This is a genomic window from Helicobacter pylori, from assembly GCF_014496485.1.
Classification (GTDB): domain Bacteria; phylum Campylobacterota; class Campylobacteria; order Campylobacterales; family Helicobacteraceae; genus Helicobacter; species Helicobacter pylori_DD.
This window is the reverse complement of record NZ_JACTAX010000002.1, coordinates 1-11,841: the sequence shown is the minus strand read 5'-3', so window position 1 is coordinate 11,841 and position 11,841 is coordinate 1. Positions and strand designations below refer to the sequence as shown.

Annotated in this window: 10 protein-coding genes and 1 pseudogene; 8 read left to right on the top strand and 3 right to left on the bottom strand. The window is 40.8% G+C overall.

From position 1 onward, the window contains the following. Window positions 1-9 precede the first annotated feature (9 nt). Window positions 10-810, top strand: a complete 801-nt coding sequence (locus tag IC572_RS01160) for a phosphatidate cytidylyltransferase (protein ID WP_187854789.1) — start codon at window positions 10-12, stop codon at window positions 808-810. Beyond that, window positions 811-1,911, top strand: coding sequence for a 1-deoxy-D-xylulose-5-phosphate reductoisomerase (gene dxr, locus IC572_RS01155; RefSeq protein ID WP_187854788.1), 1,101 nt, complete (start codon window positions 811-813; stop codon window positions 1,909-1,911). It abuts the gene before it with no gap. A 181-nt stretch (window positions 1,912-2,092) separates the two neighbouring features. Here the strand turns inward: dxr and IC572_RS01150 are convergent. Next, window positions 2,093-2,724, bottom strand: a pseudogene (locus IC572_RS01150) (YbhB/YbcL family Raf kinase inhibitor-like protein). A 65-nt stretch (window positions 2,725-2,789) separates the two neighbouring features. Here IC572_RS01150 and IC572_RS01145 point away from each other — a divergent pair. The 6 genes from IC572_RS01145 (at window position 2,790) to msrB (ending at window position 8,642) form a co-directional block, all read left to right on the top strand. Then, window positions 2,790-3,251 (top strand): helix-turn-helix domain-containing protein, encoded by a 462-nt coding sequence (locus IC572_RS01145; RefSeq protein ID WP_187854786.1) that lies wholly within the window; start codon window positions 2,790-2,792, stop codon window positions 3,249-3,251. Between the two features lie 170 nt (window positions 3,252-3,421). Then, window positions 3,422-4,585: a NifS family cysteine desulfurase gene (locus tag IC572_RS01140; RefSeq protein WP_000941671.1), complete on the top strand. Its 1,164-nt coding sequence runs from the start codon at window positions 3,422-3,424 to the stop codon at window positions 4,583-4,585. 21 nt (window positions 4,586-4,606) lie between these two features. After that, complete coding sequence (locus tag IC572_RS01135) at window positions 4,607-5,587, top strand: iron-sulfur cluster assembly scaffold protein (protein ID WP_108264277.1); 981 nt, start codon at window positions 4,607-4,609, stop codon at window positions 5,585-5,587. A gap of 160 nt (window positions 5,588-5,747) precedes the next feature. Next, window positions 5,748-5,981: a ribbon-helix-helix domain-containing protein gene (locus tag IC572_RS01130; protein ID WP_000415824.1), complete on the top strand. Its 234-nt coding sequence runs from the start codon at window positions 5,748-5,750 to the stop codon at window positions 5,979-5,981. Window positions 5,982-6,092: 111 nt separating this feature from the next. Beyond that, entirely contained in the window at window positions 6,093-7,439 is a 1,347-nt protein-coding gene (radA, locus tag IC572_RS01125; RefSeq protein WP_187854785.1) for a DNA repair protein RadA, read from the top strand. 123 nt (window positions 7,440-7,562) lie between these two features. Further along, on the top strand, window positions 7,563-8,642 hold the full coding sequence (gene msrB, locus IC572_RS01120; RefSeq protein WP_187854784.1) for a peptide-methionine (R)-S-oxide reductase MsrB: 1,080 nt from the start codon (window positions 7,563-7,565) through the stop codon (window positions 8,640-8,642). Between the two features lie 306 nt (window positions 8,643-8,948). Here the strand turns inward: msrB and IC572_RS01115 are convergent, their stop codons facing one another. Beyond that, entirely contained in the window at window positions 8,949-9,782 is an 834-nt protein-coding gene (locus IC572_RS01115; protein WP_187854783.1) for a sulfite exporter TauE/SafE family protein, read from the bottom strand. A 213-nt stretch (window positions 9,783-9,995) separates the two neighbouring features. Then, the coding region (locus IC572_RS01110; protein WP_187854782.1) for an outer membrane protein at window positions 9,996-11,841 on the bottom strand (1,846 nt) is incomplete at its 5' end.

The following is an 11,841-nucleotide window of genomic DNA, read 5'->3' as shown; positions in this document are numbered from 1 at the left end:
AGGAAAAAAGTGAAAGAAGAGTTATTTAAAGAAAAGTCTCGTTACATTACAGGGTTTGTTTTAATCATTGTGGCGGGCTTGATTTTGTATGCGGACAATTTGTTGTTGTTTTGGGCGGTTTTGGGGGGGATTTATGCGGTAGGATTTTCTGAAGCGTTAAGGTTGTTCCAGGTCAAAGCGAGCTTTAGCTTGTATCTTATTTTAGTGTTGTCATGGGTAGCGGCGTATTTTAACGGGCATCCTGTAGAATGCGCTCTTATCAGCGCGATGGTCATGGCTAGCGTCATCGCTTATCAAAAAGCGCACCATAGCGAAGCCATTTTACCCTTTTTATACCCGGGCGTTGGGTTTTTTGCGCTTTTTGGGATTTATAAGGATTTTGGCGCAGTGGCGATCATTTGGCTTTTAGTGGTGGTGGTCGCAAGCGATGTGGGGGCGTTTTTTGGAGGCAAGCTTTTAGGCAAAACCCCTTTCACAGCCACTTCACCGAATAAAACCTTAGAGGGCGCGTTGATTGGCGTTGTTTTGGCGAGCGTTTTGGGATCGTTTGTGGGCATGGGGAAATTGAGCGGAGGCTTTCTTATGGCGCTTTTATTCAGTTTCTTAATCGCGCTTATGGCGGTGTTTGGGGATTTGTATGAAAGCTATTTGAAAAGAAAGGCCGGGATCAAAGATAGCGGTAAGATTTTACCCGGGCATGGGGGCGTTTTAGACCGGTTGGATTCCATGCTTTTTGGGGCTTTAAGCTTGCATGCGTTGTTGTATTTTTTAGAAGTTTGGAAAGAAACGGCGGTGTTTTTAGGGGATTGAATGGTTGTTTTAGGAAGCACCGGCTCTATTGGGAAAAACGCCCTAAAAATCGCAAAAAAATTCAAGGTAGAAATAGAGGCCTTAAGCTGTGGGAAAAATATCGCTTTAATCAATGAGCAGATCCAAATTTTTAAACCCAAGAAAGTGGCGATCTTAGATCCTAACGATTTGAATGATTTAGAGCCTTTGGGTGCGGAAGTGTTTGTAGGGCTAGAGGGCATTGATGCGATGATAGAAGAGTGCGTTTCCAATTTAGTCCTTAACGCCATTGTGGGCGTGGCAGGATTGAAAGCGAGCTTTAAAAGCTTACAAAGGAACAAAAAACTAGCCCTAGCGAATAAAGAGAGCTTAGTGAGCGCGGGGCATTTATTAGACATTTCACAAATCACGCCTATTGATAGCGAGCATTTTGGTTTGTGGGCGTTGTTGCAAAACAAGACTTTAAAGCCTAAATCTTTAATCATTAGCGCGAGTGGGGGGGCTTTTAGGGACACGCCTTTAGAACTTATCGCTACTCAAAACGCGCAAAACGCGCTCAAGCACCCTAATTGGAGCATGGGATCTAAAATCACCATTGATTCAGCGAGCATGGTCAATAAGCTTTTTGAAATTTTAGAAACCTACTGGCTTTTTGGCGCGTCTTTAAAGATTGATGCGCTGATTGAAAGAAGTTCTATCGTGCATGCTTTGGTGGAGTTTGAAGACAACTCTGTCATCGCGCATTTAGCGAGCGCGGACATGAAACTACCCATAAGCTATGCTATTAACCCCAAATTCGCTTCGTTGAACGCTTCCATCAAGCCCTTAGATTTATACGCTTTAAGCGCGATTAAATTCGAACCCATTAGCGTGGAGCGCTACACTTTGTGGCGTTATAAAGACTTGTTGTTGGAAAATCCCGAGCTTGGCGTGGTGCTGAACGCGAGCAATGAAGTGGCGATGGAGAAGTTTTTGAATCAAGAAATCGCTTTTGGTGGCTTTATTCAAATCATTTCTCAAGCCTTAGAATTGTATGCTAAAAAATCTTTCAAGCTCTCTAATTTAGATGAAGTGCTAGAATTAGACAAAGAAGTTAGGGATCGTTTTAAAAATTATAGGTAGTGTTGAATGAATGGTTTGATAAGGAGCTGATGCGTGTTTAAATCAGCTTTTGGTGCTTTTAGCTCTAATTTTTAGCGTTATAATCCATCTCGTTAGGGTTGCATAAAACCCCACTTTTTAAAAAAATGAAAGAATATTAAGGTTAAACAAGTTCATTGAACTAAACCTACAAGCTTATAGCCTATTTCCTTACAAACTGCTTGTATAAAAATTCCTTTCTCCCTATGGCGATGATATGGTTGCGCATTTTATCATGCAAATCGCCTAAGAAAAAAGGGGCTTTTAAGGCGAGTTTAGGAATGTCTAGGGCATACACTTGAATTAAGTAATGGTGATCGCCATTAGGGGGCATGGGGCCGATATAGACGCTGTTATTGAGATTGGAGCGTTGTTTTTCGCTTTCATTAAGAGGAGAACGGATAAAGCCTTGAGTGAGCGAATTGACCCCTTGAGTAATCCTTTTATCCATCATGGAGGCGTTTTCTTCTAAAACATTATGAGCAATATTGCCCACGACCCAATGGACAAACGGCATGCCGCACACTTTTTGAGCGTCATGATCGATGAGTTCTAACGCATAGCTTTGAGCGCCTTCTACTTTTTGCCATGAGATTTTAGGCGAATAAGTGGGTAAGCCGTTTGAATTGAGAAACGCTTTAGGAGCGTTACCGCCAAATTTAGCGTCCAAATACCCTTCTGAATCGGTTTGAATCATTACTTCAAAAGTTTTCATTTTAAGCCCTTTTTCTTTGAAATCGTTTTGCGTTTTCTTATTGTAGCATGATCATAAAAATACATCTTAATTTGGAGCATGGTATTAGAATAATCATTTTTAATGATTAAATAGTTATTTATTTTTACTAGTTACCATTGAACGCATGGAAAGTAGAATAAATCGTTTGAGCGCCAAAATAGACGCACTATTGGAACAGCAAAAAAAAGTGATTTCGTTGTTAGAAACTTATTTGAGCGTTTATCCCGCCCAAGAGGCTTCAAATAAGTTTTTTAAAGGCGTTAGTCAAGGGATGGAGTTAGCCCCAGAAATCGCACAAGAAGATGAAGAAAAACGCCTTTATGTGTTGCAATATTTAAGCCATGTGGATATTACCAAAAACAAGCAAGACTCCCAGCTCAAAAAAGATTGTTTGGAATTTATCCAAAGGTTTAATGTCCCAAAGCCCATTATCATTACCGCTCTTTATAACCTTAGGGGCATTAAGCCCACTAAAAAAGAAGTAGCGAAACAATTGCAAAAACTCTATGTGTGGGAGAAGCGTTACCAACAAGGGGGGATAGACGCTTTAAAAGACAGGCGTGGGAGACCCCTTAAAAAACCTTAAGCGGGTTTATGAGTGCTATTTTTAGTTTTTAATGAGGGTGTTCGCATTTCTCAAAATGTTTTCAAAAATTCATCTTATTTTAAGTTAAAATTAAGAAAATATCTTGTATTTAATCATAATTTAGACTTAGATAAGAAATCTATGTAAAATTTTTGAGGAGAATATTGACTTTGTTACAACGAATTTATTTAGACAATAACGCTACGACTAGGATTGACCCTAAAGTCAAAGAAATCATGGATCCTTTTTTAAGGGATCATTACGGGAACCCTAGCTCGTTACACCAGTTTGGCACAGAAACCCACCCAGCCATTGCAGAAGCGCTAGATAAGCTCTATAAAGGCATTAACGCTAGGGATATAGACGATGTGATCATCACTTCTTGCGCAACAGAAAGCAATAATTGGGTTTTAAAGGGCGTGTATTTTGATGAATGCTTGAAAAAAGGCAAAAACCATATTATAACCACGGTTGCAGAGCATCCGGCGGTGCGATCCACTTGTAATTTTTTAGAAAGCTTGGGGGTGGAGGTTACTTACTTGCCTATTAATGAGCATGGGAGTATCACCGCAGAGCAAGTCAAAGAAGCGATCACAGAAAAAACCGCTCTAGTGAGCGTGATGTGGGCGAATAATGAAACCGGTCTCATTTTCCCTATTGAAGAAATTGGGGCTATCTGTAAAGAAAAGGGCGTGTTGTTCCATACCGATGCCGTGCAAGCGATTGGTAAAATCCCTGTAGATGTGTTGAAAGCGAATGCGGATTTCCTTTCTTTTAGCGCACACAAGTTTCATGGGCCTAAAGGCATTGGGGGGTTGTATATTAGAAGTGGGGTGGGATTGACCCCTCTTTTTCATGGCGGGGAGCATATGAATGGCAGGCGCAGCGGGACTTTGAATGTGCCTTATATTGTGGGCATGGGCGAAGCGATGAGATTAGCCGTAGAGCATTTAGACTATGAAAAAGAAGTGGTAGGGAAATTGCGCGACAAATTAGAAGAAGCGCTTTTGAAAATCCCTGATGTGATGGTGGTGGGGGATCGAATCCATCGTGTGCCTAACACGACTTTAGTCAGCGTGAGAGGGATTGAAGGAGAGGCCATGCTGTGGGATTTAAACCGCTCTAATATCGCCGCTTCCACAGGGAGCGCGTGCGCGAGTGAGGATTTAGAGGCTAATCCGGTGATGGTAGCGATTGGAGCGAGCAAGGAATTAGCTCATACCGCTATCAGGCTTTCATTGAGCCGTTTTAACACGGAAGCTGAAATTGATAAAACGATTGAAGTTTTCTCTCAAGCGGCTGTAAGATTGAGAAATATTTCAAGCTCTTATTAAAAAGAATATAAAGGAATCAAAATGGCAAAACATGATTTAGTGGGTTCGGTTCTCTGGGATGCGTATTCTAAAGAAGTTCAAAGGCGCATGGATAACCCCACGCATTTAGGGGTCATCACCGAAGAGCAGGCTAAAGCCAAAAACGCTAAGCTCATTGTGGCGGATTATGGCGCAGAGGCATGCGGTGATGCGGTGAGGTTGTATTGGCTTGTAGATGAAGGCACGGATACGATTGTTGACGCGAAATTTAAAAGTTTTGGTTGCGGGACAGCGATCGCAAGCTCAGACATGATGGTAGAGTTGTGTTTGAATAAAAGAGTCCAAGATGCGGTAAAAATCACGAATTTAGACGTGGAAAGAGGCTTAAGAGACGATCCGGACACGCCGGCTGTCCCTGGGCAAAAAATGCACTGCTCGGTGATGGCGTATGATGTGATCAAAAAAGCTGCCGGCATGTATTTGGGGAAAAACGCTGAAGATTTTGAAGAAGAAATTATTGTGTGCGAGTGCGCTAGGGTGAGTTTAGGCACGATTAAAGAAGTGATTAAGCTCAATGATTTAAAAAGCGTTGAAGAAATCACTAATTACACCAAAGCCGGTGCTTTTTGTAAAAGCTGTGTGAGACCGGGTGGGCATGAAAAAAGGGATTATTACCTGGTGGATATTCTTAAAGAAGTGCGCGAAGAAATGGAAGCTGAAAAACTTAAAGCCACCGCTAACAAATCCCAAAATGGGGAATTGGCTTTCAGGGAAATGACTATGGTTCAAAAGATTAAAGCCGTGGATAAAGTCATTGATGAAAATATCCGTGCTATGCTTATGATGGATGGGGGGGATTTAGAGATTTTAGACATTAAAGAAAGCGATGATTACATTGATGTGTATATCCGCTACATGGGGGCATGCGATGGGTGCATGAGCGCGACTACCGGGACTTTATTTGCCATTGAAAACGCTTTGCAGGAATTATTGGATCGCAGTATCAGGGTGTTACCGATTTGATTTGTTTTGATATTTTTAGGGGGTGAAAGCCTTTTTTGAGCGAAGCACTAATAAACTCAAAATGAGGAATGATTAGCGCTTGCGACATTATTCATTATACGCTACTTTTATGCTAATATGCTATTTTGAAGCGATTTGCGATGATGATTGAAGGAACTTGATGGAAAAGACAGAAAACACAGATGAAACTCACTTAAGGGGAACTAAAAATAAACTAGGACGCAAACCAAAAGCAGACGCTAATAAAAAAACTCGCGCTGTGAGCTTGTATTTTTCTGATGAGCAATACCAAAAACTAGAGAAAATGGCTAACGAAGAAGAAGAAAGCGTGGGATCTTATATCAAACGCTACATTTTGAAGGCTTTAAGAAAAATAGAGCAAAATGGCGCTTGATAACTTTTTAACTTGTTTTTAGTGTAGCTTTACGAGTTTTGCTATAGAACAAAACCAAAACCCCGTTTTTATCTGGTCTTTAGCTGTGTGATTTTAAAAAAGAGTGGTATTTTGGCTAAAAAAACTTCTTTATTTGAGTGTCAGCATTGCGGTTTTACAAGCCCTAAGTGGCTAGGCAAGTGCGTTCAATGCAACGCATGGGAGAGTTTTATAGAATTGAACCAAGCTCAAAAGGAAGTTTTAAACGCGCTTAAAAAACCGATCCCACAAGCACAAAAAAGCGTTTCTATCGCTGCAATTGAGCATGAAGAAGTGATTAAGTTTTCTTCCACTCAAAGCGAATTGGATATTGTTTTAGGTGGGGGGATCGCTAAAGGGGGGCTGTATTTGGTGGGGGGGAGTCCTGGGGTGGGGAAATCCACTCTGCTTTTAAAAGTGGCTTCTGGCTTAGCCAAAAACCAGCAAAAGGTTTTGTATGTGAGCGGGGAAGAGAGCTTGAGCCAGATTAAAATGCGCGCCACTAGGTTGGATTGCATAGAAAAAGAATTGTATTTGCTCAATGAAATCAATTGGCCTGTGATTAAGGCGAATATAGAAAGCGAAAATTATTTTGCTTGCGTGATTGATTCCATTCAAACGCTTTATTCGCCAGAGATTTCTTCAGCGCCCGGCTCTATTTCGCAAGTGCGAGAGATCACTTTTGAGCTCATGCGTTTGGCCAAAACAAGAGATATTGCTATTTTTATCATCGGTCATATCACTAAAGAAGGGAGCATCGCAGGGCCTAGAGTGCTAGAGCATATGGTGGATAGCGTGCTGTATTTTGAGGGCGATCCCAGTAGGGAATTAAGGATTTTAAGGAGTTTTAAAAACCGCTTTGGCCCTACGAGTGAAATCGGCTTGTTTGAAATGAAAGAGCAGGGTTTGGTGAGCGCTAAAGAAGCTTCAAGCTTGTTTTTTTCTAAAGAAGAGCCTATGGAAGGGAGTGCGATTACCATCACTTTAGAAGGCTCAAGAGCGTTGATTTTAGAGATTCAGGCGTTGGTGAGCGAGTGCAGTTTTGGAACACCCAAACGATTAGCAAACGGGTTTGACACTAACCGCCTTAACATGCTCATCGCTTTATTAGAAAAAAAGCTAGAAATCCCTTTAAACCGCCATGATGTGTTCATTAATGTGAGCGGAGGCATCAAAATTAGCGAGCCGGCTTGCGATTTAGCGGTCATTGCCAGTATCCTTTCAAGCTTTAAAAACAGAAAAATTGACAATAAAACGGCGTTTTTGGGCGAAGTGAGTTTGAATGGCAGGATTTTAGAAGCCCCTAATTTGAACGCCAGATTGAAAGAAATGGAAAATTACGGCTTTTTAAAAGCCATTTTGCCCAAAAAACCCAGTCAAAAAACCTCTATCAAATGCTATGAAGCCAATGCGGTAGGCAAGATTGTTGAATGGATGTGATTTTAACTTTTGTTACCTAATAGAACAACGCCTTATTGAAATTTAAACTCAATTTAAAGAACAATTACCATCTTTTTTAGTTATAATGGCGGACACCATTAAAATTAAAACAAAGGTTATTTAATGAAGGTATTATCTTACTTGAAAATTTTTTATCTTTTTATACTAATAGGAGCGATCATGCAAGCGAATGAAAACATGGGGGCTAAACACCCTAAAACCGATGAAAGAGTGATTTACTTGGCTGGGGGGTGCTTTTGGGGGTTAGAGGCGTATATGGAGAGGATTTATGGCGTCATAGACGCAAGCTCTGGTTACGCTAACGGCAAGACTTCAAGCACGAATTATGAAAAATTGCATGAAAGCGATCATGCTGAAAGCGTTAAGGTGATCTATGATCCTAAAAAGATCAGTTTGGACAAGTTGCTACGCTATTATTTTAAGGTGATTGATCCGGTGAGCGTGAACAAGCAGGGTAATGATGTGGGCAGGCAGTATCGCACAGGGATTTATTATGTCAATAGCGAGGATAAAGAAGTGATAGATCACGCCTTAAAAGCGTTACAGAAAGAAGTGAAAGGCAAAATCGCCATTGAGGTAGAGCCGTTAAAAAATTATGTGAGGGCTGAAGAATACCACCAAGATTATTTGAAAAAACACCCTGGTGGTTATTGCCATATTGATTTGAAAAAGGCGGATGAAGTGATTGTGGATGACGATAAATACACCAAACCAAGCGATGAAGTTTTAAAGAAAAAACTCACCAAACTCCAGTATGAGGTGACTCAAAACAAACACACTGAGAAACCCTTTGAAAACGAGTATTACAACAAAGAAGAAGAGGGCATTTATGTGGATATTACCACAGGCGAGCCGTTATTTTCTTCAGCGGATAAATACGACTCTGGTTGCGGGTGGCCAAGCTTTTCTAAGCCCATCAATAAAGATGTGGTGAAATACGAAGACGATGAGAGCCTTAATAGGAAACGCATTGAAGTATTGAGCCGTATTGGTAAGGCGCATTTAGGGCATGTGTTTAACGATGGGCCCAAAGAATTAGGGGGCTTAAGGTATTGTATCAATAGCGCGGCTTTAAGGTTTATCCCCTTAAAAGACATGGAAAAAGAGGGCTATGGCGAGTTTATCCCTTATATCAAAAAGGGTGAATTGAAAAAATACATCCAAGATAAAAAAACGCATTAAGAGGTAATGACTAAGCCCCCTAAGGGGGGTTAAAATAGGGGGTTTAAGCGGTTTGGGTTGTCTTATGGGTTATTTTAAAAAACGCTAAAATCAGCCCTAACTGATTGTTTTTTAACTATTCTTATTCAAAAAACAACCCCTATAAAATGGCTTTTATTTCTTAAAAGAAATGATTTAAAAAATGTATTTTTTGGCTCTGTTTTCATTAAATAGGGATAATTAAAACTTTTTTAAAAAGCTATCCTTTGATTAAATCAAGCTCCTTTGCTGTTTCATCTTTAAAAATGCCCTTGAGCGTTTTTAGATTTACCCCATAATGAGCTTGTGTAAAGTCGCTAAAATGCTTAAAGCATAAATGAGGAGCAATAAGATTTTATGCACCTTTTCATTAGCCAAAGCAATGAGCTTGATGCCAATGCCCACCCCTAAAAACGCTCCAATACCAGTAATCACCCCGGCTTGAACGCTTATATCATCAAGAACCTTTCCGTTATAAAGAGAGACGACTCCAGATAAAGAAGCGAACACTACAAAAAATAGCCCCAAAGGCACGATTTTTTTAGAATCGTATTTCAAAAAATAGCCCAAAAACGGCACCATTAAAATCCCCCCGCCCATGCCTAGCGGGATAGAAAAGATGCCGGTAACAAAACCGGCGAGCATCAAAACCCCATGCGTTCTGTCCATAGACACAAAAGGGATTGGGCGCTTTTTTTCGGGCGTTTTGTTATTCGCATGCAAATCAAAATGCATTTCTTCAAAATGCTCGGGTTTCTTGTTGCTAGAAAAAGCGTATTTGATAAAGGTGTAGCACACCACCACCACAAACACGCTCATTAAAATTTTATCGTTAATGATCTTTAAGATAAAGCTCCCTAAAATCGCCCCCATTAGACCTCCAAGTGCGGCAAATGAGCCTTCTCTCAAATCCAATAAGCCCTTTTTGTAATTGATGATAGAGCCGACCACTGAAGAAAAAAGCATTTGCATGAGCGAAATACCCACCGCATGGCTATAACTAAAATGGGCAAAAATCGCGCTAGGGACGACAATCTCCCCCCCACCAATACCAAAAAACCCGGCGGTGATGCCGGTGAATAGCCCCACAAGAGCCAAAATAAACGCTGTTGATTCTTCCATAAAAAACTCCCTAAATTCTAAATTATTACTTTATCAAAAAAGAGTGATAATCTTTAAAAATTTTTCTTTAATGATTGCAAAAATAGGGTTTTGATTGCTTTAATTTTATCGCTTGAGAGCGGTTGTAAGAGATTATCCAAGCTCTCTTTACTTGATTAATTTTAAAAAGGCCTTCAAGCGTTTTTAAACAAGCCCCCTTTTTAAAGAGGGTTTTCAATACGCAAACACATAATTGAGATACACGCTATAGAGCCTTCTGTATTCTAGTTTTGCACCCATGAAAGAATAATAGTTGGTGTTGATCGTAGGGATTTTAAAGCCTAGTTCAATGCCATGCTGAGCGGCATGATCGCTGTCTTTTTTCTTAGGCCTAGCGAGGTTCATTCTCAAGCCTAAATCAAACAAAAATTGGAAGTTAGAAGCGCTGACATTAGCGTTATAAATGCCATTCATCATGGTCAAATTCACTTGTTGGGAATTAAGCCATGAAGTCCCAGCTAATGCAAAGCCACCAAAAAGCCCCACAGAAAGCTTGTTATTTTTGCCTAAAAAGTTGGTGTTTTTATCGTTGATGAAGTTATAAAGCGCATCCATTCCCACCCCATAAGTCCACACATCAGAAGCGGAGTTGAAAAAGTTGGATTTGATGAACGCATGGTTATAATCAAAGAAACCATAATACCTTAACCCCCAATTCCTTTTTTTGCCAAAGAATTGCTTATAGCCCACTTGCACGCCGATCCCGTTCATCGCACCGTTATTGTTTTGATAGTCAATCACGCCGATGCGCCTAAAGGGGTTTTTGCCTAATTCTTGCGTGATGGTTTGGAGTTGGTTGTATTTGTTGGTATCCAAAGAATAAGTGAGCAAACCTTCTGGGGAATTAGGGTTTTGAGTGGAATGCGTCATGTTTTGAAGAGACTTAGCGTTAGGCAAGTGAGAGATACCAGTATTGATCGCTTTTGAATCGTTCCCTAAAGTGCTAAGGGCTTCTTTAAAATTCAAAATGGTTTGAGCTAAAGCCCTATCTTGATTGACTTGGTTGCCGTAATAAGCGGTGTGTTGCTCTAAAGAATTGAGAGTTTCTTTCACAAACGCGCAACCTGAACCCCAAGTGTTATTAGTGATCACGCCAGCCGATCCTGCTTTACATTGTTCCAAATCTCCTTGAATAGGCCCTTGAATGCTGTGGAAATTATTAGCAACTTGTTGGGCTAAATTTAAAATCTCTGCTTGAGCTTCAGCTCTATTGAGCATTTCTTGAGCGAATTGCTTATTTTTAGAAGTGTAGGGGTTGAAATTGTTGGGTTGCGTGATTTGGGCGTTTTCATTAGCGTTAAGCTGTTGGGTTTTTGCTAGGGCTGTTTGAGCGTTTTTGATCATTTCGTTAATAGCGTTAAAAGAAGGGCCAAAAATATCCACTACATTCCCAGGCGTAGAACTCAACCCCCACGCTTTACCGCCATTGCTCGTTTGCACATGGGGGTTTTGAGTGATAAGGACTTGCATGATAGTGGCGGCTTGTTGCAAAAGGTATTCAGCGTTATTGTTGTATTTCAATTGTATTGTAGGCGAGAATGATGCTCCGCCTGAATAAGAGGTTGGGATCTCTTTCCCATTCTCTGTATAATAATGCTCTATGATATTGTTTTGTGCAGTGGTTCTATAATTGGTTTGTTGTATGTTGACTACCCCTGTTTTGGTGGTGTCATTCAAGGCAGGCATTCCGCCTCCTTGGTTTTGGTTTAAAGCGGTTTGGATAATTTGATAAGCTTGGTTGAGTTTTTGGTATTCGTCAATGGATAGAATGCCATTAGGGCCTGTCCCATACGCTTGATTGCAAGTGGTGGTTGTCCCATTAAGGGCTGGTGTGTTACCAAACGATTGATAGCTTTGATTATTGGTAGGGCCAGGGCCACAGCCAATAAAAAGGGCTATGACTTGCCACATGCCCACAGCGGCATTGAGTGCTAAAGCCACAGCTTGATAGGCGGGGGAAGTGGTGGTAGCGCTAGTGAGGTTAATGGCGCTTGAGCTTAGATTGTCAATCGCACCCGTG